This window comes from Halorhabdus sp. CBA1104 (genome assembly GCF_009690625.1).
Taxonomy (GTDB): domain Archaea; phylum Halobacteriota; class Halobacteria; order Halobacteriales; family Haloarculaceae; genus Halorhabdus.
The window spans coordinates 2,435,745-2,460,864 of the sequence record NZ_CP033878.1; the positions used below are offsets into that span (position 1 = coordinate 2,435,745).

General features: G+C 63.7%; 21 protein-coding genes. 6 read left to right on the forward strand and 15 right to left on the reverse strand.

The window, feature by feature from the left end; all coding sequences use genetic code 11:
- Positions 1-13: 13 nt before the first annotated feature.
- Entirely contained in the window at positions 14-223 is a 210-nt protein-coding gene (locus Hrd1104_RS12115) for a hypothetical protein (protein ID WP_154553004.1), read from the reverse strand.
- Between the two features lie 420 nt (positions 224-643).
- On the opposite strand from Hrd1104_RS12115, the gene Hrd1104_RS12120 reads away from it, so the two are divergent.
- Complete coding sequence (locus Hrd1104_RS12120) at positions 644-1,684, forward strand: zinc-dependent alcohol dehydrogenase family protein (RefSeq protein WP_154553252.1); 1,041 nt, start codon at positions 644-646, stop codon at positions 1,682-1,684.
- 755 nt (positions 1,685-2,439) lie between these two features.
- Positions 2,440-2,826 carry a zinc ribbon domain-containing protein gene (locus tag Hrd1104_RS12125; RefSeq protein WP_229770578.1) on the forward strand — a complete coding sequence of 129 codons (387 nt, stop codon included), beginning with the start codon at positions 2,440-2,442 and terminating at the stop codon, positions 2,824-2,826.
- A 50-nt stretch (positions 2,827-2,876) separates the two neighbouring features.
- On the opposite strand, the gene hisS is transcribed toward Hrd1104_RS12125, so the two are convergent.
- Together hisS and Hrd1104_RS12135 are read right to left on the reverse strand one after the other, a co-directional pair.
- Complete coding sequence (gene hisS / locus Hrd1104_RS13400; protein WP_229770485.1) at positions 2,877-5,012, reverse strand: histidine--tRNA ligase; 2,136 nt, start codon at positions 5,010-5,012, stop codon at positions 2,877-2,879.
- A gap of 155 nt (positions 5,013-5,167) precedes the next feature.
- Positions 5,168-5,335 (reverse strand): hypothetical protein, encoded by a 168-nt coding sequence (locus Hrd1104_RS12135; protein ID WP_154553005.1) that lies wholly within the window; start codon positions 5,333-5,335, stop codon positions 5,168-5,170.
- 423 nt (positions 5,336-5,758) lie between these two features.
- On the opposite strand from Hrd1104_RS12135, the gene fbp reads away from it, so the two are divergent.
- Complete coding sequence (gene fbp, locus Hrd1104_RS12140) at positions 5,759-6,913, forward strand: fructose-1,6-bisphosphate aldolase/phosphatase (RefSeq protein WP_154553006.1); 1,155 nt, start codon at positions 5,759-5,761, stop codon at positions 6,911-6,913.
- Between the two features lie 114 nt (positions 6,914-7,027).
- On the forward strand, positions 7,028-7,765 hold the full coding sequence (locus tag Hrd1104_RS12145) for a sugar phosphate nucleotidyltransferase (protein ID WP_154553007.1): 738 nt from the start codon (positions 7,028-7,030) through the stop codon (positions 7,763-7,765).
- A 97-nt stretch (positions 7,766-7,862) separates the two neighbouring features.
- On the opposite strand, the gene Hrd1104_RS12150 is transcribed toward Hrd1104_RS12145, so the two are convergent.
- The 4 genes from Hrd1104_RS12150 to Hrd1104_RS12165 all read right to left on the reverse strand — a co-directional run bounded on the left by Hrd1104_RS12150 (position 7,863) and on the right by Hrd1104_RS12165 (position 13,761).
- On the reverse strand, positions 7,863-10,382 hold the full coding sequence (locus Hrd1104_RS12150; RefSeq protein ID WP_154553008.1) for a DEAD/DEAH box helicase: 2,520 nt from the start codon (positions 10,380-10,382) through the stop codon (positions 7,863-7,865).
- A gap of 136 nt (positions 10,383-10,518) precedes the next feature.
- Positions 10,519-11,145: a dolichol kinase gene (locus Hrd1104_RS12155; RefSeq protein WP_154553009.1), complete on the reverse strand. Its 627-nt coding sequence runs from the start codon at positions 11,143-11,145 to the stop codon at positions 10,519-10,521.
- A gap of 4 nt (positions 11,146-11,149) precedes the next feature.
- Positions 11,150-12,913, reverse strand: coding sequence for a glycine--tRNA ligase (gene glyS / locus Hrd1104_RS12160; protein ID WP_154553010.1), 1,764 nt, complete (start codon positions 12,911-12,913; stop codon positions 11,150-11,152).
- Positions 12,910-13,761, reverse strand: coding sequence for a CBS domain-containing protein (locus Hrd1104_RS12165; RefSeq protein WP_154553011.1), 852 nt, complete (start codon positions 13,759-13,761; stop codon positions 12,910-12,912). The genes glyS and Hrd1104_RS12165 overlap by 4 nt, the downstream gene beginning before the upstream one ends.
- A 205-nt stretch (positions 13,762-13,966) precedes the next feature.
- Between Hrd1104_RS12165 and Hrd1104_RS13180 the strand changes: the two genes are divergently transcribed.
- Positions 13,967-14,131, forward strand: a complete 165-nt coding sequence (locus Hrd1104_RS13180; RefSeq protein WP_195837594.1) for a hypothetical protein — start codon at positions 13,967-13,969, stop codon at positions 14,129-14,131.
- 96 nt (positions 14,132-14,227) lie between these two features.
- The gene (locus Hrd1104_RS12170) at positions 14,228-15,805 is read left to right on the forward strand and encodes an NAD(P)-dependent oxidoreductase (RefSeq protein ID WP_154553012.1); all 1,578 of its coding nucleotides are present in this window, start codon (positions 14,228-14,230) and stop codon (positions 15,803-15,805) included.
- A gap of 210 nt (positions 15,806-16,015) precedes the next feature.
- On the opposite strand, the gene thrC is transcribed toward Hrd1104_RS12170, so the two are convergent.
- The 8 genes from thrC to argH all read right to left on the reverse strand — a co-directional run bounded on the left by thrC (position 16,016) and on the right by argH (position 25,118).
- Positions 16,016-17,287, reverse strand: coding sequence for a threonine synthase (gene thrC, locus Hrd1104_RS12175; RefSeq protein ID WP_154553013.1), 1,272 nt, complete (start codon positions 17,285-17,287; stop codon positions 16,016-16,018).
- A gap of 307 nt (positions 17,288-17,594) precedes the next feature.
- A complete protein-coding gene (gene argF, locus Hrd1104_RS12180; RefSeq protein ID WP_154553014.1) occupies positions 17,595-18,485 on the reverse strand; it encodes an ornithine carbamoyltransferase in 891 nt (296 codons plus the stop codon).
- On the reverse strand, positions 18,482-19,558 hold the full coding sequence (locus Hrd1104_RS12185; protein WP_154553015.1) for a [LysW]-lysine hydrolase: 1,077 nt from the start codon (positions 19,556-19,558) through the stop codon (positions 18,482-18,484). Before Hrd1104_RS12185 ends, argF begins: the two co-directional genes overlap by 4 nt.
- Positions 19,558-20,685, reverse strand: coding sequence for an aspartate aminotransferase family protein (locus tag Hrd1104_RS12190; protein WP_154553016.1), 1,128 nt, complete (start codon positions 20,683-20,685; stop codon positions 19,558-19,560). The genes Hrd1104_RS12185 and Hrd1104_RS12190 overlap by 1 nt, the downstream gene beginning before the upstream one ends.
- The gene (locus Hrd1104_RS12195; protein ID WP_154553017.1) at positions 20,682-21,581 is read right to left on the reverse strand and encodes an acetylglutamate/acetylaminoadipate kinase; all 900 of its coding nucleotides are present in this window, start codon (positions 21,579-21,581) and stop codon (positions 20,682-20,684) included. Before Hrd1104_RS12195 ends, Hrd1104_RS12190 begins: the two co-directional genes overlap by 4 nt.
- A 16-nt stretch (positions 21,582-21,597) precedes the next feature.
- Entirely contained in the window at positions 21,598-22,656 is a 1,059-nt protein-coding gene (argC, locus tag Hrd1104_RS12200; RefSeq protein ID WP_154553018.1) for an N-acetyl-gamma-glutamyl-phosphate reductase, read from the reverse strand.
- Positions 22,656-23,531 (reverse strand): lysine biosynthesis protein LysX, encoded by an 876-nt coding sequence (gene lysX, locus Hrd1104_RS12205; RefSeq protein WP_154553019.1) that lies wholly within the window; start codon positions 23,529-23,531, stop codon positions 22,656-22,658. The genes argC and lysX overlap by 1 nt, the downstream gene beginning before the upstream one ends.
- Positions 23,532-23,639: 108 nt before the next feature.
- Positions 23,640-25,118, reverse strand: a complete 1,479-nt coding sequence (gene argH, locus Hrd1104_RS12210; protein ID WP_154553020.1) for an argininosuccinate lyase — start codon at positions 25,116-25,118, stop codon at positions 23,640-23,642.
- Positions 25,119-25,120: the final 2 nt, after the last annotated feature.

Sequence of the window (25,120 nt, forward strand, 5' to 3'; positions counted from 1 at the left end):
TCGACGCTTTTCGTTACTCGCTCCGGGCGAGCCAGGCCAACCCGACGCCGATGGCGACCATCCCCGCGACACCCAGGAGCTGTACCGCCGAGACGAGTGCGCTGCCGTTGGTGCTCCACGGTTGGCCGGCCATCGTGCCGAGCCCGACGACGACGAGAAACGCCCCTGTCACGATCCCGATCGGTTCTAGCCGATCCGCAAAGCGATCCGTAACGCTGTTCATACCCGAGTTGTACACACTCCCGGTGGTAAATCATCCGGTTCGGTGACGACGCCGACGATGTACCGACCGCTGGATCGAGCAACTGCCAGCACGAAGCGCTGTCGCGAGGCTCCTCTGAGAATCCGCGCCAGGTCTCGACACCAAACCCCCTGCCAACGGTGGGCATTGCCCAGCCCTCGTCACTGCTGGCGGGCAGACCGCCATTTGGACTTCGGCCCTTAGCGCCAACCACCAGGTGACGTTTCGTCCCCACTCGGTCGTGGGGACAGTTCCGGGTCTATGTTGGCCTTCTCTTGCCCGCTGTCCGCCCCCGGACGGCAACGGCGATGCGTCTGGGGATCGCTCGACAGTATCGGGTACCCGCCGCTCCTGTCGCCAGCGGATACATCAGTGAGGCCCTCCTGCTTTTCGATGGACAACATGAACGCTGCAATCTACCGCGGCCCTGGCGATATCCGGATCGAAGACCGACCGGACCCTCATATCGAGGAGTCAACCGACGTGGTCGTTCGCGTTACCCACACCGCGATCTGTGGCTCGGACCTGTGGTTCTACCGTGGCGAGGAAGACCGGGAAACGGGGTCCCCCGTTGGCCACGAACCCATGGGGATCGTCGACGCTGTCGGTGCGGACGTCCGATCGGTCGAGCCCGGCGACCGCGTGTTTGCACCCTTTGCAATCAGCTGTGGCGAGTGTGAGTTCTGTCGCAACGGCCTCCAGACGGCTTGCGTAAACGGTCGCTTCTGGGGTGATTTGGACTGTGGCGGGCAGGGCGAGCAAATTCGTGTTCCCCAGGCCGACGGCACGCTCGTTCGCGTTCCCGATCGGTATGCCGACGACGAGGACACCCTCCAAGCGCTCCTTCCACTGACGGACGTGATGGGGACCGGCCACCACGCTGCGGTCAGTGCCGACGTGAGTCCCGGCGATACGGTTGTCGTCGTCGGCGACGGCGCCGTTGGCCTCTGTGGCGTGCTCGCGGCGCGTCGCCTCGGCGCCCAACGCATCATCGCCATGGGCCACCACGACGACCGCCTCGATATGGCTCGTGACTTCGGCGCGACAGCGACCGTCTCGAGTCGGGGCCAACAAGCCATCGAGGAAGTCAACACACTCACCCACGGTGGCGCGAATCACGTCCTCGAATGCGTCGGTGCCGAGTCGGCACTGGAAACCGCTGCCCAAATCGTTCGGCCCGGCGGTAATATCGGCTACGTCGGTGTTCCTCACATCGAGAGTGCCGAATTCGTCAGTCAGTTGTTCGCAAAGAACGCCTCGTTCACTGGTGGCCCTGCCCCCGTCCGGGCCTACGCCGAGGAGCTCATGGCTGACGTGTTACAAGGCACACTCGACCCATCGCCAATCTTCACGAAGACTGTCGATCTCGACGGTATTCCGGAGGGCTATGCGGCGATGGACGAGCGCGAGGCCATCAAGGTCCTGGTGACAGTCAACACATAGCCCGACGCGTTGGCCGGCTGGGACTCAGACACACCTCCTACGAAGTGACCCAACCACTTTGACCGCGAGACCAACTAGCCCCGACGAGCGACCTTCGACGTTGCAAATACCTGTGCTCGTTGGCTCCGGTAGTGGCCGCGCCCGTCCGTGGCGCCTCTGTGAAGACTCTTCGTCCTCGTGGCAGTGGCGAGGCAAGCAAGACGAGACCGTCGAACCGTTGGCAGATCGGCTTGCTCCTGTCTCTCTCGGTGTGTCGCTATCGTCATCTTCGGCCAGCGAGGGTGAAGCCACTCTCCTCGTTCAATATAGCCGAATTTGGTTTATCGCGACTCCCGCTCCGCTACGGGCTGCCCACAGGCGGAGTCGGTACGATAGTTTGGGCCGCTTCGATGATCTGTTCGATCGGGTGTGACTATCGGGTGGGGGCTTCCAGAGTGGGCTCGGTGCACTGATCGCCCCTTCTGCCCGGATCGCACTGGTCGGTGCGGGGGAGTCCCTTTCGTTCCGATGGTGCTGGGGGCTGCTGTGCAACGCCTGTAAATCTTATTTCGGTATATCCAATCTCCCGATCGCAGCCTCTCAGTCCCGTTTGCACTGGTTGACTGCCAACTCTCACAATCAAAACGCGAGCGTCCGGGGACCGGACGCGGCTACAGCACGGACAAGCAGGAATTACAGCGGTAGCGAGGCGAAAGCCCACCCGTTCACGGGTGGGATGAAGCGTTGGGACAATTGCAGTCGGCCATCCGAAGAACATTCGTGCTGATGAAGACTGGGGTAGACACGGCAACAAACGCCTGCACGACTGGGCGTTCGAAATTTTGCTGAGTCATATCGAGTACAAGGCTGAAGAGCGTGGCATCGAGATTGAGTGGGTTGATGAGTACGAGTTGGCTACGTCGATAACGTGCTGTAAGTGTGCTACGAAAGCCGATTCAAACCGTGTTGAGCGTGGCCTGTACGTCTGTGAAAACTGCGAGTTCGTCGCTAATAGTGATTTGAACGCGGCAGAGAATATGCGAGCGACGGTAACTCCGAATCCGTCACAGGATAGGAGTAACGGCTGCTTGGCACAGCCATCGGTACGCCTGTTCGACAAATCCACGGGGCGAGTCGCCCCACAAGAACAGATAGCACCGTAGACCCTAATATCCCAACGTGGGAATCCTACGGCTTCAGCCGTGGGAGGATGTCAAAGCCGGTCGTCGACGATATCGACGAGATCGTCGACTGGGACGTTCTCCTCGTCGCCGCTTTCCATATCTCGCAGGGTCACTTCGTCGTCTTCGAGGTCGCGCTCACCGACGACCACGGCGTAGGTGGCGTTGATTCCGTCGGCGTAGCCGAACTGGCTACCGAGGTTTCGATCGGCCAGGTCCGTCTCGACGGTCAGCCCCTCGGTCCGCAAGTCGGTCGCGAGTTCGACGCCGACGTCTGCGACGCTCGCCGAGACGGTCGCGATGTAGACATCGGTCGAGACAGTCTCTTCGGGCCAGACACCCTCCCGCTCGAGGAGTTCCCGGGTCGTCGAGTATCCGAAGGCGAACCCGACGGCGGGGACCTCCTGGTCGCCAAACAGGCCGACCAGCTCGTCGTAGCGGCCACCGCCAAAGAGCGCCCGCAACTCGCCCTGGGTGTCGAAGGCCTCGAAGACCAGCCCAGTGTAGTAGGCGAGTCCGCGCACGATCGAGAGGTCGAGTTTGCACATCGGGGCGACGTCGTAGGCTTCGAGGTGCTCGGCCAGCTCGGCCATGCGGCCAACGGCGGCCTGGGCGGCCGCCTCGTCTGGGGCGATCGCTTCGAGTTCGTCGATCGCTTCGGTGATCGGCCCGCTGATGTCAGTCAGCTCGTCGACCAGTTCGGCCTGTGCTCCAGTCAAGCCACTCTCGGTCAGCGCCGTGCGGAACTCCTCGCGTTCCAGTTTCTCCTTGTCGTCGATGACTTCCATCGTCGCCTGGGTGTTCTCGACACCCTCGGCTTCGAGAATCGACTCCAAGAGGTTGCGGTCGTTGATCAGAAACTCAACGCTGTCTTCGACGTCGAGTTTCTGGTAGATGCGGGCACCGCAGGCGATCAGCTCGGCGTCGGCGGCGACCGACTCGATCCCGAAGATGTCGATGTCGGTCTGGAAGAACTCGCGGTCTCGCCCCTTCTGGACGTTTTCGTAGCGCCAGCGCTTTGAGGTGTCGAACCACTTGATCGGCGTGGTGAGGTCCTTGCGCTGCTGGACGATCCGCGCCCGCGTCGGGGTTTGCTCGGGGGTCAGTGTCACGTCACGGCCGCCCCGATCCTCGAAGCTGTAGGTCTGTTCGAGCAGTTCCTCGCCGGATTTGATCCGGTACAGTTCCGTCCGTTCGATGGCGGGTGTATCGATCTCTCTGAACCCGAACTCCTGGGCTGTCTGTTCGACGACGTCGATCAGCGCCCGCCAGGAAGAGAACTCCCCGGGCAGGCGATCGTACATACCTTTCAGACTCGTTGTTTCGACCATGGTTTGCTGTGTTTCCGTTTCGAAGATACCGAGACGACTCTCTGCGCCCTCAATCGGTTCGATTGCGAGACCGAACTCCCTGGCGGTCCCGCCGGTGACGAACATGTAGATGCCCGCAACGCCGGGCGGGGCGTCTGCCAGGACCTGCTCCTCGTCGGCAAAGTCGATGTCGCGCTTGTGTGCGTACTCGTCGTACGTGTACAGGGGCGGTTGCTCGCCCCAGACGACGCGGGCCAGTGCGGCTCCGAGCCGCCGGAACGATTCTGGGACCAGCACAGCCTCGGGCACCTCGGGGATGGCCTCGTCGCCCGACATCGCTGCCCAGGTCACGTCGCTGCCGGTCGCGCCAGTCTGCCGATAGCCGCGCTCGCCCAGCGCGTTTTCGACGGCCGTCTCGAAGCCCTCGCTGACGTCGAGTTCTTCGTACCCGAGGAGTTCTTCGAGGATCGCGTCGTACCCCGCATAGAAGCGACTTGCGCCCTGTTCCCAGGCGTCGCGGGGCGATTCGTAGCCCTCGATCCGGCGGTCGGTGAATTCGATCTTTTCGAGCACTGGGCGGGGATTGAGTCGCCCGAAGTGTTTGAACCCGATCCGGAAGGTTCCCAGCTGGTCGGTGTATCCGGTCTCCGGATCGCCGGTGTCGTTGATCGCATTCAACCGGTCGATCTGGGCCTGTAACGCCTCGAATCCCTCGCCCGTCTTGGCGGCGCGTTTGCCTTTCCCGTTGATCAGCGAGCGTATCCACTCAAGGTCGTAGCCCTCGCCGTCGAGTTCGATCGCCAGGGCGGCCCCGGCGTTGCGCCCCTTCTCGGGAACCAGCACTCGCTCACCAGCCATCGTGACTCACCTCGAAGTCGAGGACTGACCGAGCGACTCCGGAGAACTTAGCGGAGATGAACACACTCACCGGCGATAGACGTCATCACGACTGTTCGTGATCGCTCGCTCCCGAAATATATATCGGTTTCCCGACCGGTGCCGGTCGGCGCTGCTCAGGACCGGTCGTCGGCTTCGGTCGTATCGGGGTCTGCCGGCGGTTCGCGCTGGACGACCAGTACTGGCCCGAGGAATCGTTCGGCGATCCGTGCGGCTGGTCCAAAGCAGAATACGACAGCAGCGACGTCACGGCCCGTTTTGACGAGGTAGAACGCAGTAGCCAACACTGATTCGAGCTACGGTTCGAGGCTGCCGGTCGGGCTGTCTGTCGGCCTCGGTCGCTGCGAGACCAGGAACGACCCAGCTCCTCCACTGCTCGTCGTCCAGATCTAGATTGACAACTCTCCGACGAATTAGACCTCCCGTCTCATTTGATATTCTTCTGTGAGTGGACAACCTTGCGGTGGAGAATGCTCTGGAAGCGACTGTTCAACTTCTTGGTTCTCGTCGTGACATCTTCTTTTTATTGTCTATGACTGGACGTTTTGTTACATTTCTTCGAATCGCGAGATGGCCATGGGGTCTTGATCCTCACGACGCCAGTATTGTAGCCATCACCACTGCGAGATGTACTTCTTCGTCCTGGTGTCACGAACATAACGTATTTACAGCTCCCGGGTAATACGATGTATTACTGGTGAGGATAGATGACAACAATCACTGTGTCCGCGATCAAGGCGGACGTCGGCGGCTACGTCGGGCATTCAGACACCCATCCTCGCGTCCGGGAGGCGGTCGAGTCCTCGCTCACGGATCACGCGGATATCCTGGAGGGGTTTCACGTCACTAGCGCGGGTGACGATCTCCAGCTCGTCTTGACCCACCGGCAAGGGATCGACGACGAGCGGATTCACGAACTCGCATGGGGCGCCTTCGAGCGTGGCACAGCGGTCGCCGAGGATCTCGGATTGTACGGCGCGGGCCAAGACCTGCTCTCGGAGGCCTTCTCCGGGAACGTCCGTGGGCTTGGTCCAGGGGCGGCCGAGCTGGAATTCACTGAGCGTCCTTCGGATCCAATCGTCGTCTTCGCGATGGACAAGACCGAGCCAGGGGCGTTCAATCTCCCCATGTACAAGGTATTTGGCGATCCGTTCAACACGCCAGGCCTCGTCATCGATCCCAGCATGAACGAAGGATTTTCCTTCGAGATCTGGGATATCGAGGAGAATCGCAAGGTCTTCCTGGAGACGCCCGAAGACGCCCACGAACTACTGGCGTTGATCGGTGCACCCTCGCGATACGTGATCAAGCGAGTGTATCCCCGCGAGGGTAACAAGAACGACCCCGCGGAGCCGGTTGCCTCCGTCTCGACGGAGAAGCTGGTCGACGTTGCCGGCGAGTACGTCGGCAAGGACGACCCCGTCGCTGTCGTCAGGTCCCAGTCCGGCCTTCCCGCGATCGGGGAGGTCCTAGAGCCGTTCACGTTCCCGCATATGGTCTCGGGCTGGATGCGCGGGAGCCACGTCGGGCCGATGATGCCGGTCCCGATGGAGTATTCCCAGACGTCACGCTTTGACGGTCCGCCGCGATGTATCGCGGCTGGCTTTCAGGTCACGAACGGTAACCTGGTCGGTCCGAACGACCTCTTTGACGATGTCGCCTTCGATCGGGCACGGAAGCAGGCAAACGAACAGGCGGATTACTTGCGCGAACACGGGCCGTTCGAGCCCCACCGATTGCCCCTCGAGGAACTCGAGTACACGACGTTACCGGAGATCATGGATGCTCTCAGCGAGGACTGGCAACGCATGGACTCTTCTGAGGGGGTTCCCGAGGAGACGACGGCCAAACCCGTCGAGTGAACGTAGCCTATCACGTCACGGCCTTCCTGAGCCGTTCGACCGGGCGATGGCTTCGGGACGTCAGTTCCGTCTAGGGACCGACGTATTTTATTTCGGGCTGCCGTAGGCACTCGCATGGGCAAAAAGCGGATCTCCCTCACTCTCGATGAAGATCTCGTGGCGACGTTGGATCGCCGGATCGAAGAGGCGGGAATTGGAAACCGATCGAGGGGTGTCGAAACGTTCCTCACGGACTATCTTCGCCGCCAGGGGATCGGAACTGCTGTGATTCTTGGGGGGAGACAGGATAGCTCTTGCCTCGTCGAGGTTGACGGCGAACCGGCGATCGCACATACTCTAGCGTTCCTTGCGGCAGCGGGGATCGACGAAGTCGCTGTTGCGACCGCTGATCCTGCGGTCAGGGATCATCTCGAAGCGGAGGCCCCGGATGTGACGGTTCTCTACGAGACCGAGGCCATGGGGACCGCCGGCAGTCTCGATCGGGTTGACGTCGCCGCCGACGAGACGTTTCTCGTCATGAATGGCGATGTCCTCTGTGAGTTGGATGTCGCTGACATGGCACGTACCCATCGAGACGCGGATGCTCTCGCAACGATGGCACTCACCACATCCAAGGAGACGTCCGACTACGGCGTGGTCCAGATGAAAGGCAACCGGATCATCGGATTCACTGAAAAACCGGATGTCTCGGAGTCCCACTTGATCAACGCTGGCGTGTATTTGCTCGAGGGGGCCTTCCTGAAGCGCATCCCTGAGGGTCGATCACAATTGTCCGATCTCTTCGAGCAGTTGGCCGAGGAAGGCGAGATTGCCGGCTACGTCTACGAAGGTGAGTGGCGAGAAGTCGCCTAACAGGACGGGTCGTGTCTCGATTGCTTTGACGTCGGCTTTGGCGGCCGCTCTTCGGCAGAACGCGCAATACCGTGAGTCGCCGTTGTCGAAGCAGCGTTCAGGGATCGTAGTCGCTGCCGACGACTTCCCGAATCCGCTCGGCGGTGACCTCACCCACTCCGCCAACCTCCAGCAGGTCCTCTTCGTTTGCGGTCATCACCGCCTCGACGGTGCTGAAGTGTTCGAGCAGTGCCTGGGCCGTCACCGGCCCGACGTCGGCGATCGAGGCGACGACGTACTCCTGTTGTTCGGCCAGCGTCTTCGATTGCTTCTCGCCGTGGACGCTCACCTCGCGGTCGCTCGCCTCCTGTTCCCGGGTCGCGATCGTCGCGAGCAACGCCGCAGTCCCCTCCTCGTCGGCTGTCCGGAGGACGCTCGCCCCGAAATCCACCGCCACCGACGCCAGCGCCCCGCGGATCGCGTTCGGGTGGACGTTCCGTTCTTCGTAGAGGCCCTCGCCCTCCAGAATCACGACCGGCCGATCGTAGTGCCGGGCGTCGTCTTTGACCTGCTCGAAGACCGACCGATCCCCGCCTGTCAGGGTATCCAGAAAGTCAGCGACCGATTTGCGCTCGACGACGACCCGATCCGAGAGAACGTAGTCGCCGACTTCCAGGGTCTCTAGGCGTGTCTCGATCCCTTCTTGGCGGGCGAGGTCCCGCCCGATCGCGCTGTCGAGTTCCCGCTGATCGATGACGACTTCGCACCCCTCCTCGCGCTTGGCTGTGGCGACCGTCCCCTCCGGATCGTCGTCACTGTCGTCGTCCTCATCGGCAGTCGACTCGACTGCATCCGCCTCGGTCGGCGCGAAGGCGTCTAGGCCGGTCTGGCCGTCGTCGTCTGTTTCCGTGCGTTCGTCGTTCTCCGTTGCCGTGCTGTCATCGTCTCCGTCGGACGCCGTGGTATCGTCGTCCTTCCTCCCGGTACCTTCGTGGGTATCGTCGGTCGCCGTGCTGTCAGCACTCTTTTCACTGCTGTCGAAAGCCGTTAGATTGACCTGTTCGTCCAGCCGGGATTCGATCTCGCCGGCGACGTCTTTCAGTTCCCGGAGTTCTTGCTCCATGCGCTTTTCGTCCTGGCGGGACTTCCAGAAGTAGGCCTCGTCGCGGGTGTCTTCGGCGATCAGGACCGTGACGGCCCCTTCGGTCTGGCGGCCGGTCCGGCCCTTGCGTTGGATCGAGCGAATCGCCGTCGGAACCGGTTCGTAAAAGAGGACGAGATCGACTTCGGGCACGTCCAGGCCCTCCTCGGCGACACTGGTCGAGACCAGGACTTCGAACTCGCCCGCGCGGAAGGCGTCTAAGGTTTCTTGCTGGTCGCTCTGGCTCATCCCATCGCTGCCCTCGGTGTCGCTTTGGCCGACGAACTTCCGGGTATCGAAGTGCTCACCCAGGAAGTCCGTCAGCGTCTCCGCGGTGTCGCGGGATTCGGTGAAGACGATGACGCGCTCGCCGTCCTCGATGCCGAGCGTTTGGGCGATCAGCACGCGCGTCCGTCTGAATTTCGGGTGCAGATCGTCGAAGTCCTCGGCTTTCCGGACGGCCTCCCGGACTTTCGGTTCACTGACCAGCCGCTGGTCGGCCTTCGAGGCCCCCGAAGAGCGAGCGGCGTTTTTCAATCGCTCGAAGTACCGGCGTAGACTCTCGACGCTTTGGGTTTCGGCGTAGGTGACGGCCGTCCGGAGTTTGCGGATTTCGGCCAGTAGACTCATCCCCTGATAGCCTTCCGACTGGTCTGCGTCCATCAACTCCTGCACCTTGGCCTGGATCTTCCGGATCTCTCGTTCGGAAACGTCGGGCTGGGTCGTGCCGGTGACACCCAGTTCTTTCAGCTGGCTCATCCGGTCTTTGATCACTTCGTGTAGGCCATCCCGGATCTCGACGACCGGTTCAGGCAACTCGACACGTTCCCAGTCGACGCTCGTCTGGTGGGTGTAGGCGGCCACGTCGGCGTCGTCCTCGGTCATCACCTCGACTTCCCGAATGCCGAGGTTGGCACAGACCTGCAAGATTGCTTCCTCGTCGTCGCCCGGTGAGGCGCTCATGCCTGTCACGAGTGGCTCTTCGGCCTCGGCGTGGTAGCGCTCGGCGATGAACGTGTAGGGGTATTCGCCGCTGGCACGGTGGCACTCGTCGAAGGTGCAGTGGGTCACAGGAGAGAGGTCGATCCGCGAGCCGAGAATGTCGTTCTCGACGACCTGCGGCGTCGCGATCACGACTGTCGCCTCGTCCCACAATTCGGCGCGGTCGTCGGGCCGCACCTCGCCGGTGAAGACGACGATTGCCTCGTCGTCGATCGTTAATGCCTCCCGGTAGAACTCGGCGTGTTGCTGGACGAGGGGCTTGGTCGGGGCCAACAGGAGGGCCTTTCCGCCAGCCTCGTTGAGCCGTTGTACGGTCACCAGCAGACTGACGGTCGTCTTCCCCAACCCCGTCGGCAGACAGACCAGGGTGTGGCTCGTGGCCGCGGCGTCTGCCAGTTGGGTCTGGTAGGCTCGCTGTTCGAGCACGCCGGTTTCGACGAGCGGCCCGTCGACGTACTCGCCGTCAGCATCTTCGCCCTCGCCTGTCGCTGCCATTTCCCCATCGTTTGCCCTGCCAGCGCCTAAGCGTTCGGATACCACGGTGAAAGTGATCTGCCTGTCCGGACGGGCGGCCCACGAGGGAGCCCTGCGACGCATCTCGAATCGTCGTCTAGCGTCCCCTCGACGGTCCTTACAGCACCGTCAGTGCGCCTTCCATCGCCACGGCGGCCGCGATCGGGATCGTCAGGTTGTCGTCGATCACGTACCCGCCCACGACGGGCTTGATGCCGTCGGCAACCGTCGCCGCGATCCCGCCAAGCACCGCCGGCACGGTCGGGACGAACGGGGCAGCAAGCAGCGTACTGAGCCCGAACGTCGCGAGCAACACCCACGCCTGTTTGGCTGTCCGGAGTTCGCCCGATCCCAGCAGCCCGCTGAACGGATCGGCGATGGTGAGCATGAGCATCGCCGGGACGGCGACTGGCGACCGTCCAAGCCCCTCGACGAGCGCCGTCGAACCCGGCGGCGAGAAGGCGAACGCGACCACGGTCAGCCCGACCGCACCGAGGAAGTACCCAGCGAGATTCTCCTGTTCGTAGCTCCGGGTGAGTCGATCGAACACCCACCACTCGAAGCCGGCGACGAGTCTGAACGACTCGAAGCCAAGAGCGATGAGGACGGCTATGCCGAGAAAAGCCTGGATGTGACGCCACTCGATCGCGTCGACGAAGATGTACGAGAGCGGAACGACGCTGGTACTGGCGTGGACGAGCCGTCTGGCGATCTCGCCGTCAGCGTCCCGGAGGCCGCCCGCCACGGTTTCAGATGTCCTCGAAGGCCTGCTCGCCCTCGACTAACGCCTCGATCGTCGCCCCGAGAGTCTCGATAGCGACGCGGCGCTGGGTGGTGCTGTCCCGGTCACGGATCGTCACGGTCCCGTCTTCGAGGGTGTCGTAGTCGACGGTCACACAGTAGGGTGTCCCGACTTCGTCCTGACGGCGGTAGCGTCGACCGATCGCCCCCGAGTCGTCGTACGTGACCGCGAGGCCTGTCGCTCTGAGATCCTGTGCGAGTTCCCGAGCGCGCTCGCCCAACCCGTCTTTGTCCATCAGCGGGAAGACGCCGACGGTCGTCGGGGCGACCTCGGGCGGGAGCGAGAGGTAGGTCCGCTGTTCGCCGTCGACTTCGTCCTCACGGTATGAGTGATCGAGTGCCGTATAGAGCGCCCGGTCGATGCCCAGCGAGGGTTCGACGACGTGCGGTGTGACGTGCTCGCCGGATTCAGTGACCTCCTCGACGGCAAAGCCCGTCTGTTCGACGGGGACGGTGTAGCTCTCGTCGTCGACCTCGACGGTTACTTCTTCGCCTTCGAAGGCATCTGGGTCGTCCGCGGCAAGCGTCTCCAAGGCCGCGGCCACGTCGCCGGCCGCGCCGCCGAACTCCGGCCCGAGGTAACTCATGTCCGGATCGACCGTCGGCGTCTCGACGGTGACGGGATCGTCGTACTGTTTGAAGATCGTGAACTCTTCTTCGGAGTGGGAATCGTGTTTCGAGAGGTCGTAGTCGGCCCGGTAGGCGAACCCGCCCAGTTCGATCCAGTCCGGGTCCTCACCGGGATCGCTGACGTCACCTTCGGCGTCCCAGCAATCCTCGGAGTAGTGGGCGAGTTCGCCGGGGCGGTGCTGTCGAAAGCGGAACCGGTCCATATCTAGGCCGATGCGGTCGTACCACTCGGCAGCGACACCAAGGTAGTAGGCGATCCACGGGTCGGCGACGATACTGTGGTCGACCACCTCGGCGATCGTGGTCTCGATGACGCCGCCGCCCTCGCAGTCCTGGGCGGTGGCTGGATAGAACCGTGCAGAAACGTCTGCCACCGACGAGAGATCCGGCTCGTCTTCTTCTGGATCGACGAACAGTTCGAGTTCGGCCTGGCTGAACTCTCGGACGCGAAGCAGTGACTTCCGGGGGCTGATCTCGTTGCGGTAGGCCCGGCCGATCTGTGTTACCCCGAACGGTAGCTGGTTGCGGGCGTACTCTGCGAGTTGTGGGAACTCGATGAAGATCCCCTGGGCTGTTTCGGGTCGAAGGTAGCCCGGTGACGACGACCCCGGCCCGATATTGGTCTCGAACATCAGATTGAACTGCTCGATAGCTTGGCCGGCAAGTCCCGTCCCGCAGGTCGGACAGACGAGTTCGTACTCGGCGATGACCTCCTCGACGCGTTCGGGGGCCAGCGATTCGGCCTCCTCGATCCCAGTGTCGGGGTCGTCCTCGATTATGTGGTCGGCCCGGTGGGACTCGCTGCACTCGGGACACTCCACGAGCATGTCGTCGAACCCATCGAGGTGGCCCGAGGCTTCGAAGACGGGTTCGGGCAGGACCGTCGGCGCGTCGACCTCCATGTGGCCTTCCTGGATGGCAAAGCGGTCACGCCACGTGTCCTCGACGTTGCGTTTCAGCGCGGCACCCTGCGGGCCGTACGTGTAGAAACCGGAGATCCCGCCGTAGGCGCCGGCCGATTGGAGGAAGAAACCGCGGCGTTTGGCCAGTTCGACCAGTCGTTGTGCCTCTACCTGGGTCATCGTAGCGCTTTCAGGACGTCGATGTCGCGGACGATGCCCGCGAGGTCGTCACCCGAGACTAGCGGCACCTGCTCGATCCCGTGTCTGATGAGCAACTGGGCCGCTTCCTGGGCGGTCCGGCGGCCGTTGACCGTCACGAGATCGGCCGTCATGAACTCACTGACCGGCTCGTCCGGAATCTCGACGTTCCGGGTCGGCATGTAGCTGTTGCCGACGGCTTTGATGCCTTCCCACATCCACTCGTCGTCCTGGTTGGCGATGGATTCACCCGTCTCGGCCTCGCCTTCGACGACTTCAGCCTCCGTTAGGACGTCGACTTCGGTCAGCATGCCACACATGTCTGTGTCGTCGTCGAGGACGACCCCGTAGGGAACGTCGGCGTGAGACAGTTCTCGTTCTGCGACGGGCAACGGCGTCCCAGCGTAGACACAATTGACGTCACGTCGGGCGAGGTCGCCGACTGCTCGATCACCGTCGTCGACGCTTCCTTCCGCGATCGCTCGAACGACGTCCGTGATCGTGACGATCCCTTCGAGCTGGCCGTCGACGACCGGGACGCGTGGCTCGCCCGTCTCGACGATCGTCCGAGCGACGTTTTCCAGCGCAGTGTCCGCAGTCGTCGTCGGTACTTCCTCGACGAGCAAGGCGAGCTGGTCCTCATCAGGATGTTTGATCAGGGAGTCACGCGTGACGATCCCGCGGAACTGTTCGCCCTCGTCGGTCTCTTTGACGACTGGGACCGACGAGAACTGTCGTTCTTGTAAATACTCGAGGACGTCGTCTCTGGTGCCCGGTATCTCGACCGTGACGACATCCTCCCGTGGCGTCATGACGTCCGCGACGTTCATACTGGCAAGTACTCCCAGGTCCACGTACTAAATCTTTGTTTAGTTGGCGTGCCCGATCTCACCCCGCTACGTGAGCGGCTCCGCTCGGATCGGGGTCAATTGTATCGGTCAACTGACGCCAAGCGTCAGACGTCTGGCTGACGAATCGCGGTACTGCCAGTGGGTTTCGGCACGTTTATGTATGATTGTTACCTACTCACATAGTATGTCGCAACAGCCCGACGCGCTCGCGGCAGACGGTCACTCAGACGGTGAAATCATGGCCGCAATCGAGGACGACGAGGCGCTCGTCATAGCCGACATCAGCCGCGACAATGCGTATCTTTCGATGCCGGTGGCGGAGGCGGCGTCGCTGTCGGCGTGGCGATAGGGCTCGCTGTTTTTGCGGTTTGTGCCTTCCCGGACTGCTTGCCGTCGCCAGCGGGAGAAAACAAGCGTTATGCCGGGGCGTGCAGTCACCCCTGATATGGAGATCGTAGTCACGGGCCCGGTCGACGAGGCCGGACTGACACTGCTTGCCGAGGCGGGCCACGACGTCCGGACTGTCGAGGTCGACGGCCCGGCGGCACTGGCCGACCAAGCCGAGACTGCCGACGCACTGATCGTCGCCGGTGACGTGGCGGTCACGTCCACTGTTTTCGAGCGTGCCCCGGACCTGCAGATCGTCGGCCAGGCCGGGATCGACGTCGAGGCCATCGACGTGGAAGCGGCGACCGACAGTGGCGTCTTGGTCGCTAATGCCCCCGAAGAGAGCGTTCGATCGATCGCCGAATTCGTCGTCGGACTGGTCTTTGCCACCGGGCGTGGGATCCCGCAAGGACACGTCCGGCTCAAAGATGGCGAGTGGGCGAAAGGTGACATTCTCGGCTCGGAACTGGACGGCAAGACGGCAGGCCTCATCGGGTTCGACGACGTCGGCCAGGAAGTCACAAAGCGGCTAGGCAACCTCGGGCTCGATCTCGTCGTCTACGCACCCGAGGCCGACGACGAGCAGGTCGAACGGGTCGGTGCTGCGGTCGCCGACTACGAGACGGTCCTCGAGCAGGCTGACTTCCTTTCGCTGCACGCAAGCGCCGACGAGGGCGTCGTACTCGGGGAAGATGCATTCGACACCCTCGGTGAGGGGTATCTGGTCAACTGCGGCGATCCGGCGCTGATCGACGAATCCGCGCTGGCCTCGGCCGTCGACGATGGACCGTTGCACGGTGCCGCGCTCGATACGGTACAGGAGGCCCCACTCTCCGCGGACAGTCCGCTCCGTGACGTCGAGGACGTCATCGTAACCCCCGGCATCGCCACTCGCACGACCGGGACTGCTGAATCCGTTTCGACCGCAATCGCCCGCCAGGTCCTTGCTGCATTCGCCGACGAACCGGTCGCAAACGCCGTCAACGCGCCCTCGATTTCACCCGACAAGTACCCGATGGTCCGGCCGTACGCCGATCTCGCCGAGACGGCTGGTCGGATCGCTCTCCAGCTATTCGAGGGGACACCTTCGGCCGTCGCGGTCGACTATGCCGGCGAGATCGCGACCGAAGACGTCGAACCGATCACGGCAGGCGCGCTCACGGGTGTGTTCGAGTCACTCGGCTGGGACGCCAATCCGGTCAATGCTCGCCGTGTCGCCCAGCGGGAAGGCGTCTCTGTCGAGGTCTCGACGAGCCACGATGCGCCGGACTTCCAGAATCTCTTGACCGTCACCGTCAGTGATGGTGACCGCTCCCTCAGCGTCGAAGGGACGCAGTTTGCCGACCAAGACCCCCGTATCGTCAGTATCGACGACTACTGGCTCGAGGCGATCCCCCACGGCTACATGCTGATCGTCCGGAACGCCGACGCACCAGGCGTCATCGGGTACATTGGGACGGTCCTTGGCGAGCACGACGTCAACATCGCGGGCATGTTCAACAGCCGCGAAGCGATCGGTGGAGAGGCCATGTCGGTGTACAACCTCGACGACGAACCGACGACGGCTGTCCTCGAAGCGCTCAACGACGACGACCGTATCCTCGAGACGACGGTTGTCGAACTCAACGGCTTCTGACCTCCGGCCCAGCGCACCTCTTTGGGCTCGTTTTGAGCACGCCACCTTTGGGGTGTTGACCACCCGATAACGTTACTCGTTGCCACAGAGCGACGACCGATCTGCCAGAGACTCCCTCTCGCTGGGGTCGCTCGATATATCGAGTAGTGACCCAGCCGGCGCTCTGCTGTTATCGTCTCGATACTCGATTCACAGCCGCCCGATTGGCCTTCAGGAACGCAGATGCGTGAGCACTTTGTCGGTATCGTCGGGTACTGGCTCGGGTTCGGTCCCGGCCGCGACGGCGGCGTCGGGATCTTTCAGTAGGTGGCCAGTCGTCAGACAGACCACGGACTCCTCGGCACCGATCTCGCCTTGCTCGCGGAGTTTCCGCAGCCCTGCGATCGAAGTCGCCGACGCGGGTTCGACGCCGACGCCCTCCTCGGCGAGCGCTCGCTGGGCGTCAGTAATTGCCTCGTCGCTGACCGCGACTGCCGTCCCGCCCGTCTCTCGAATACCCGGGAGTGCTTTGGGCGCGTTGACCGGGTTGCCGATGCGGATCGCCGTCGCGATCGTTTCGACATCTTCCCAGCGCTCGACGTGATCCCAGCCCTTCTCGATGGCTTCGACCATCGGTGCCGATCCCTCGGCCTGGACGCCGGTGAGTTTCGGGATGTCGTCGGCGTCGATCGCGCCGCTGGCTTCCAGTTCACGGAAGCACTTGTACAGTGCGGCGGTGTTGCCGGCGTTGCCGACCGGTAGCACGATTCGGTCGGGAAAGTGGCCTTCTTCGTCGCGGAACTGCTCCATGATCTCCAGGCCGATCGTCTTCTGGCCCTCCAGCCGGAAGGGGTTCAGCGAGTTCAGCAGGTAGGCTTCCCCGCGGTCAGCGAGGTCCTGGACGATATCGAGACAGCGATCGAAGTTCCCGTCGACTTCGAGGATGCGCGCGCCGTGGAGACTCGCCTGGGCGATTTTCCCGGCAGCGACCTTGCCTTCCGGCAAGAGCACGAGCACTTGCAGTCCGGCCCGTGACCCGTAGGCCGACAGCGCGGCGGAGGTGTTGCCCGTCGAGGCACAGGCCAGCCGGTCCACACCGACTTCCTGGGCGACGCGGACGCCGACTGTCATCCCGCGATCCTTGAAACTCCCGGTCGGGTTCATTCCCTCGTGTTTGACCCGCAAGCGCTCGATACCGATTTCGGCTTCCAGCTGGGGGACTTCGTGGAGTGGCGTGGTACCTTCCGGGAGCGTCACGCCGGTGTCGAAGGGCAAGGCGGCACTGTACCGCCAGACGCCGCCGTGGAAGGCACTCGATTCGTCACCGAACTCATCGAACGTCGGCAGGTCGGCATACCGGACTTCGAGCAACCCGCCACACGCGTCACACGTATAGCGGATGCCATCGAACGGCGGGTACGTCTTGGCACACTCGATGCAGGTCAGCCAAACGCCATCGGTGGCGGTGGCCGGTTCGTCTTGCGTGATCTCTAGATGGCTCATTGGGTGTCCCGACGTGTCGCAGTGGAAAAAAGCCGCGGAATCCACGCCACCACTTTTAGTTCATCGGGTTCGCTCTGTGAACCCGATCTGCTCACGGACGCGCAGCGTCCGAATGCTCGCGGGCCGTAGGCCCGCTCACACTGTCCGTGGGAACAACGCTTCCACGCCATTCGCATGGTCAGCGGGACCGCCGGTCCCGCTCGACTCCCAAGAACGTGGTCCTCACGAGTGAAGTGAGTGTGGGCTCGGCAGAGCTTGCTCTACCGGTGGACCAAAAACCGCTCGCTCCAGTCGGTCGCTCGCGAAGCTACCGTTCTGCCAACCACACCAACAGCCCGTTCTGGGCGTGGAGTCGATTTTCCGCCTGGTCCCAGACGATCGCGCTGTCACTCTCGATTACCTCGTCGGTGACTTCCTCGCCGCGGTGGGCCGGCAGACAGTGCATCAACGCGCGGTCGCCGAGTAGATCGGCCGTGATCTGGAATCCTTCGAAGGCTTCGAGTTTTTCCTCGCGGCGATCCTCCTGGCCCATGCTGACGAAGACGTCCGTGTAGACGACATCGGCGTCCCCAACGGCTGCCTCGGGATCGGTCGTCGTCTCGGGTGCGGTGCCGAGTTCTCCGGCCCGCTCCAGTACGTCGTCGTCGATCCCGTAGCCCTCCGGGGTCGCGACGGTCAGGTCGAGGCCGACCATTGCCGCGCCGAGGACGAACGACTGGGCGACGTTGTTGCCGTCGCCGACCCAGGCGACTCTCACCTCGTCGAATCCGCCGAAGTGCTCGCGGATGGTCAGTAGATCTGCGAGTGTCTGGCAGGGGTGGGCGTCGTCAGTGAGCCCGTTGATCACCGGCACGGTCGCGTATTCGGCCAGCTTCTGGGCGTCTTCGTGGTCGAACAGCCGCGCCATGATCGTGTCAGTGTACCGCGAGACCGCCCGCGCGGTGTCCTTGACCGGCTCGCCTTCTCCGAGGTGGATGTCGTCCGGCCCGAGGAAAATGGCGTGGCCGCCGAGTTGGGTCATGCCAGTCTCGAAAGAGACCCGTGTCCGGGTCGAGGGCTTTTCGAAGATCATCGCCAGCGTCTCGTCTTCGAGCGGTTTGCCCGGTTCCTTGCCGGCTTTGATCGCGGCCGCGCGGTCGAGGACGCTCGTCAACTCCTCGGCCGAGAGATCGTCGACATCGAGTACGTTGCGTGTCATGGTTCTAAGAGAGTCGTCGTGACGTCCTCTAAGACGGCAACCGAGTGGTCGTACTCGGGCAGCGGCAGGTGTTCGTCCGGAGCGTGGTCAAGATCCGAGTCGCCGGGGCCGTAGGTCACCATCTCGGCGTCCCAGGCGTCGGCGTAGATGTTCATGTCGCTGGTCCCGGTCTTGCGCAACAGGCGTGGGTCGCCGTCGCGCTTACGAATCGCCGCACGAAAGGCGCGGGCGACTTCGGTCCGGGGACTCATCATCACCGGTTCGACCCAATCGTCCCAGTTGACCGTCCCGTTCTCTAAGTGGCCGCCGGCCATTTCTCTGAGTTCGTCGGTCGTGTACTCCGGCGGGACGCGCAACTGGACGCGCATGGTCGTCTCGACGGAGAGTCCGTCGTCGCTGATCCCGCCGTCGATATCGACTGGTTTGCAGGTCACTCGCTCGAAAACGGGGTGCCACTCGTCTTTGGCGAACTCGCTTTCGACGCGGTTCCACCAGTCGATGGCGTCTTGAATCGCGTTGTTGTCGGGCCGCGAGGAGTGCCCAGATTCGCTGGTAGCGACGTACGTGCCACCGAGCAGACCGCGATACCCGAGCGTGATTCCGTCCCAGCCGGAGGGTTCGCCGTTGATCACCACGTCGGGCTCGCTATCGCGGTCCGCGACCAGGTAGCGTCCGCCGGTCGAGTCGACCTCCTCACCGACGACGCCGGCAAAGCTCGCCCCCGTCCGGACTGCTACGGCGGCCATCGCCGCCAGGGGTCCCTTGGCGTCGACACTCCCGCGACCCCACAGCACTGTCTCGCCGTCGTCGTTCTCTTCTAACCGCACTGGAATGTCTCCCGGCACGGTGTCGATGTGAGAGGTGAGGAGGACGCCATCGTCTGCCGGGGCACGGATGTTGCCCACGTCGTCGACCCAGACCTCGCGGTCGTGTGCCTCGAAGAAGGCCACGAGTTCTTCGGTAGCCGCCTCGACGTTGCCAGAGACAGACGGCGTACTGACAAGATCAACGAGTAGTTCGCGGGCCGCCGCTGTCGAGACTTCCGCCGCTTGATCTTCAGTCGCGGCGCTCATCAGTCGATCGCCTCCGATAGCGCCGCGACGGCCGCGTCAGCGTCCTCGCGATCGACGACCAGCGGCGGGAGAAGCCGTACGACCGTTCGACCGGCCGGCAGCGCCAGCACCTGATGGTTCAGGGCGAGATCCTTGAGCACGCGGTTGGCCCCGCGCTTGATCTCGACACCGACCATGAGTCCTTCGCCACGGACCTCGCGGGCACTGTCACCGAGTTCTTCGCTGAGTTGCCCACGAAGGTACTCGCCCACGTCGGCGGCGTGGCTCGGGATCTCTTCTTCGACGAGCGTCGAGACCGTTGCCTCGGCGGCCGCCGAAACTACTGGCCCGCCCGAAAACGTCGAGGCGTGCGAGCCGTAGTCCTCGGCGATCCAGTCACGACAGAGCGTTGCGCCCATCGGGAAGCCATTGGCCAGTCCCTTTGCCGTCGTGAGCATGTCCGGGACGACGCCGCTTTTCTCGCAGGCCCACAGCGCTCCCGTTCGGCCCATGCCGGTCTGGACCTCGTCGAAGATCAGTGCTGCGTCGGCCTCGTCGGTGATCTCGCGGGCGGCCTCGAGGTACTCCGTCGAGGCGGGGTGGATCCCGCCCTCGCCCTGGATGGGTTCCATGATGACCGCGGCCGTCTCGTCGTCGACAGCCTCGGCGAGGGCCTCGCTGTCGTCGTAGGGGACGAACTCGACGTCGCCGATCAGCGGTTCGTAGGGCTTCTTGTACTTGTCCTTCCAGGTGGTCGCCAGCGCCCCCATCGTCCGGCCGTGAAAGCCCTGCATGGTGGCGACGATCTTCGAGTCGCCCGTCGCCGACCGGGCGAACTTCAGGGCGGCCTCGTTGGCCTCCGTCCCCGAATTGCACAGCCAGACGTTGTCGATGTCGCCTGGTGCGACGGCCGCCAGTCGGTCGTACAGTTGCGTCCGGGTTTCGACGGGATAGGACGCCTGGACGTAGGTCAGGTCGTCGATCTGGTCTTTGGCGGCCGTATCGACGGCTGCGTGGCTGTGCCCCAGTGGGACGCAAGCGTAACTTGCGCCCATGTCTAGATACTCTCTACCCGCGTCGTCGTAGACGACTGCACCGTCTCCGTCCTCGATCTGTATCGGTTTCTCTGAAAAGACGAATCCGCTCATGATTGATCCTCCGTATCGATCGCTGTTTCGTGTACGTGTGTTCCGCTTCCGTCGAGGGCAGCACTGATTGGGTCGGCAGCGTTGGCGTCAGCGACGACGACCGCAGGTGCGCCGCCGACGAGTGCCTCTTTGGCAGCCATGATTTTGCGCTCCATGAAGCCCTCGGCGGCGTCTTCGAGCGTCTCCCAGTCCTCGCCCGTCTCGACTGATTCGATCAGCGTCTCGGCATCGTCGGGATCCTCGTAGACACCAGCAACGTCCGTCAGTAGGACGAGCCTCGCGTCGAGTGCCCCGGCGATGGCGGCCGCCGAGCGGTCGGCGTCGGTGTTGACCGGAATCCACTCGGCATCATCCTTACCGGCCATCGGTGGCCCGGCAACTGGGGTGTATCCATCGTCTAACAACGTATACAGTAGGTCCTCGTTGACCTCCTTGATCGAGCCCGAGTGATCGCCGCGCTTGATCTTCCGTTTGCCGTCCTCCATGACGCGAACAGCCGATTTCCGGGGTCCGGCCAGGAGTTTCCCATCGACGCCGTTGAGTCCCACCGCGTCGACGCCTTGGCTCTGCAAGCCCGCGACGAGTTGCGTGTTGAGGTGGCCAAATGCCATCTCGAAGACTTCCATGGTCTTCTCGTCGGTGAATCGGCCGACGACACCGGAAGGCGTCTCGACGTACTCCGGCTCGATCCCCATGCGTTCGAGGGTCTCGTCCACTTTTGTCGAGCCGCCGTGGACGACGACGACGTCTTCTCCCTCGTCTCGCGGGTCGCTGTCCTCCCCGCTCGACGTTTCCGAGGCGCTTCGCGCCTCGCCCTCGACTAACGAGGCGACATCAGCCAGCGCGCCTTCTGGATCGACCGCGCGAGCGCCGCCGACTTTGACGACCACGGTCACGCGCGACACACCTCCGTCATGGCGATCCCACCGGGTGCATTCCCGCAAAGTCCAGTCCGGCCGTCTCTTCGAGGCCGAGCGCGATGTTGGCCGCGTGGACGGCCTGGCCGGCCGAGCCTTTCATCATGTTGTCGATGGCCGAGAAGACGACGACACGCTTGTTTCCAGGATCGAGTTCGAAGCCGACCTCGGCGTCGTTCGAGCCCGCGACGGCCTTCGGCTCGGGGTAGCGATAGACGCCACCGCCGCCGGCGACCATCCGAACGAACGGTTCGTCCTCGTAGCTTCCGCGGTAGGCCCCCCAAAGGTCCCCTTTCGAGACGGGCTCCTCGGGGAAGACGTGGATCGTCGCGCTCGCGCCGCGGATCATCTCCACCGCGTGGACGGTAAAGGAGACGCTCGTCCCGAGGAACTGCTCGATCTCGGCCTCGTGGCGGTGGCCCGTCGGCGCATAGGGGCGGACGACACCCGAGCGCTCGGGATGGCTGGAGGCCTCGCCGCCCCCTGCGCCACCTTCCGAGGACCCGACTTTCACGTCGACGACGATCTGTTCGTCCCCCGAGAGGACGTCGTTCTCGAACAGCGGCAGCAGGCCGAGGATCGTCGCCGTCGCGTTACAGCCGCCGGAGGCGATCAGATCCGCGCCGGCCAGGTTCTCGCGGTTGAGTTCCGGGAGGGCGTACTCGGATTCGGCCAGCAACTCGGGCCGTGAATGCCCGTCGTACCACTCGTCGTACTGGGATTCCGAGTCGAGGCGGAAGTCAGCCGAGAGGTCCACGACAGTGTCGGCCGCGTCTTGGAACGCGTCGATGTGGTCCATCGAGACGCCGTGGGGCGTCGCCGCGAACAGTACGTCCACCGACTCCAGATCCTCGGGCGAACTGAACCGCAGGTCCAGTTCACGGAGGTTCGGGTGGACGTGACCGATGGTCTTGTTCTCCTTCGAGCGACTCGTGGCCTGGGCGATCTCGAAATCGGGATGACCGGCGAGCAACCGCAGGAGTTCGCCGCCGGTGAAGCCACTTGCACCGACGACCGAGGTAGTGAGTGACGCTTCCCCCTCGCTCGCGGACATCACTCGTTCACCTCCGCTTTCGTCTCCAGCCAGTCGACGACCTGGCCGGGCACGTCCGTCTCGACGGCGTCGTTCAGCGCCTTGAACTCGACGGTGTGATTGACCTCGTGGACGGTGTAGCCGGTGGGGTTGCCGTCTGAATCAACACCGGTTTCCATGAGATCGATACCCAGGAGACCGCCGCCGACGGCCTCGCTGGCCTCTGCGACGAGTTCGCGGGCGCGATCGTCCAGTTCGAAGACATCGGTTTCAGCACCCTTCGCGGCGTTGGTCAGCCAATGATCCGAGGAGCGAACCATCGCCGCGATCGGCTCGCCGTCGGTCGCCAGCACGCGGATGTCCCGGCCTGGTTTCTCGACGAACTCCTGGACGTAGAAGACCTTGTGCTCGTAGTGACCCAGCGTCGCCTTGTGTTCGAGGATCGCCTCGGCGGCATCCTTCGTGTCGATCTTGGCCATCAAGCGGCCCCACGAGCCGATGACGGGCTTGAGCACGCAGGGATAGCCGAAGTCTTCGATGATCTCTAAGGCCGTGTCCTTGGTGAACGCGACTTCCGTCTTCGGCGTCGGGACGCCGGCTTTCTGCAGTTCGAGGCTGTTGGTCACCTTATCGGCACAGGTTTCGGCCGTCGCGTGACTGTTGACGACCGGGATATCGTAGGCGTCCAGAAACTCCGTCGCGTAGAGACTCCGGCTGGTCGCCAGACAGCGATCGAGGACGACATCGACGCCCTCGAAATCCGCCGGGGGCGAATCGAGGCCGAAGCGCTGTTTGCGCACGTCGATTTTCGTCACCTCGTGGCCGCGCTCGCGCAACTCTTCGAGCAGGAGTTTCTCGTCCTGGCGAATGCGCGAGTACAGCAATCCGACGTTCATAGCGATTCACGCTCCGTTGTCTGCCCGTCGTCGGGCGACTGATGGGGCGATTCGATGGACGGTCTCGTGGTCATGTGGTGAGTGGTCACTGTGGTCGTGCTGATCGTCTCAAACATACGTCTCCACCTCTGCCTGTAGCGCGGCGTCCGCTTTCGCACGCGTCTCCCGGCGCTCGGCCAGCGCGTCGCTGTCTGCCGCGTGGTCCTCGCGGGCCGTCACAACCTGCTCGGCGACGGCCTCTGGGGCCGGGCCGCCGGGAGAGTCGCGACTGGCGACGCTCTCTGTGGGATCGAGCGTTGCCTCGACCGTTTCGCGGTCGACGAACTCGGTCAATGATTTGTCGAGTACTTTCCGCGTGGCGGCCTCAAGCGTCTGGAAGTCCGTTTCCCCGGCCGTTTCGGCCGCGGCCGCGACAACCTCGTGGGCCGTCCTGAAGGGGACGCCGGCCATCGCTAAGGCGTCGGCGACGCCCGTCGCGGTCGAAAAGCCCTCGCCTGCCGCGTCGGCCAGCGCCGCGTCGTTCCACTCGGCTGTGGCAATCGCGCCGGCAGCGACTTCGGTGGCCTCGCTGACGCCATCGATCGTCCGCCAGGCGTGCCCGCCGGCCCGCTGGAGGTCGCGGTTGTACGCCCGTGGCAACCCTTTCAGCGTCGTCAACAGGCCGTTGAGTCCCGCCGCGGCGTCACCCGCACGTGCGCGGACGAGTTCGAGCGTGTCGGGGTTCTTCTTCTGGGGCATGATCGAGGAGGTCGAGGCATAGGCGTCGTCGACCTCGATGTATCCTTTATTCGCGTAGAGCACGACGTCCTCGGCGAGTCCCGAGAGGGTCGTCGCCAGGGTCGCCAGGTGGGCGGTCGACTCCACGAGGAAATCCCGCGCCGAGACGGCGTCCATCGTGTTGGCCATCACTCCGTCGAAGCCCAGCAGTTCGGCCGTCCGCTCGCGGTCGACATCGAAGGGTGTCCCCGCGAAGGCGGCCGCGCCGAGCGGCGACTGGTTCGTGCGCTCGTAGGCATCGAACAGGCGGGCCGTCTCGCGGGCCAGCGCGCGCTCGTAGGACAGTGCCCAGTGAGCGACGGTCGTCGGCTGGGCCGGCTGGAGGTGGGTGAAGCCGGGCATGACGGTTTCGCCCTCGGCCTCGGCGGTCTCGATCAGCGCGCCGCGCGCTTCGAGCGTCGCCTCGATCGCGTCCAGCAGGTCCTCGCGTAGGCGGTAACGAATGCAGGTCGCCACCTCGTCGTTACGCGAGCGGGCGGTGTGCATCCGACCGCCGTCAGGACCGACGCGGTCGATGACGGCCGTCTCGATAGCCTCGTGGACGTCTTCGCCGTCGGGCAGGGCGTCGTGACCTGCCGCTTCGATGTCGTCGAGTGCGGCCAGGATCTCGCCAGCGGTCTCCGCCTCGACGATCCCCTGTTCGGCGAGCATCACGACGTGGGCGCGATCGACTGCGAGGTCAGCGGCGAAGATGCGCTCATCCGCGGCGAGCGACGAGAGGAACCCCCGGGCGGGGCCGCCGCTGAAGCGCTCGCGGCGAACGACGCTATCGCCGTCGGTCCCGCTCTCGTCCGTGGGTTCCTCGGGCATAA

Excerpts from the sequence above, each read along its gene's own strand:
- Hrd1104_RS12115 (WP_154553004.1), bottom strand. The coding sequence starts at position 223 with ATGAACAGCGTTACGGATCGCTTTGCGGATCGGCTAGAACCGATCGGG.
- Hrd1104_RS12120 (WP_154553252.1), top strand. The coding sequence starts at position 644 with ATGAACGCTGCAATCTACCGCGGCCCTGGCGATATCCGGATCGAAGAC.
- hisS (WP_229770485.1), bottom strand. The coding sequence starts at position 5,012 with ATGGCTGGTGAGCGAGTGCTGGTTCCCGAGAAGGGGCGCAACGCCGGG.
- fbp (WP_154553006.1), top strand. The coding sequence starts at position 5,759 with ATGACAACAATCACTGTGTCCGCGATCAAGGCGGACGTCGGCGGCTAC.
- Hrd1104_RS12145 (WP_154553007.1), top strand. The coding sequence starts at position 7,028 with ATGGGCAAAAAGCGGATCTCCCTCACTCTCGATGAAGATCTCGTGGCG.
- Hrd1104_RS12150 (WP_154553008.1), bottom strand. The coding sequence starts at position 10,382 with ATGGCAGCGACAGGCGAGGGCGAAGATGCTGACGGCGAGTACGTCGAC.
- glyS (WP_154553010.1), bottom strand. The coding sequence starts at position 12,913 with ATGACCCAGGTAGAGGCACAACGACTGGTCGAACTGGCCAAACGCCGC.
- Hrd1104_RS12165 (WP_154553011.1), bottom strand. The coding sequence starts at position 13,761 with ATGAACGTCGCGGACGTCATGACGCCACGGGAGGATGTCGTCACGGTC.
- Hrd1104_RS13180 (WP_195837594.1), top strand. The coding sequence starts at position 13,967 with ATGTCGCAACAGCCCGACGCGCTCGCGGCAGACGGTCACTCAGACGGT.
- Hrd1104_RS12170 (WP_154553012.1), top strand. The coding sequence starts at position 14,228 with ATGGAGATCGTAGTCACGGGCCCGGTCGACGAGGCCGGACTGACACTG.
- thrC (WP_154553013.1), bottom strand. The coding sequence starts at position 17,287 with ATGAGCCATCTAGAGATCACGCAAGACGAACCGGCCACCGCCACCGAT.
- argF (WP_154553014.1), bottom strand. The coding sequence starts at position 18,485 with ATGACACGCAACGTACTCGATGTCGACGATCTCTCGGCCGAGGAGTTG.
- Hrd1104_RS12185 (WP_154553015.1), bottom strand. The coding sequence starts at position 19,558 with ATGAGCGCCGCGACTGAAGATCAAGCGGCGGAAGTCTCGACAGCGGCG.
- Hrd1104_RS12190 (WP_154553016.1), bottom strand. The coding sequence starts at position 20,685 with ATGAGCGGATTCGTCTTTTCAGAGAAACCGATACAGATCGAGGACGGA.
- argC (WP_154553018.1), bottom strand. The coding sequence starts at position 22,656 with ATGTCCGCGAGCGAGGGGGAAGCGTCACTCACTACCTCGGTCGTCGGT.
- lysX (WP_154553019.1), bottom strand. The coding sequence starts at position 23,531 with ATGAACGTCGGATTGCTGTACTCGCGCATTCGCCAGGACGAGAAACTC.
- argH (WP_154553020.1), bottom strand. The coding sequence starts at position 25,118 with ATGCCCGAGGAACCCACGGACGAGAGCGGGACCGACGGCGATAGCGTC.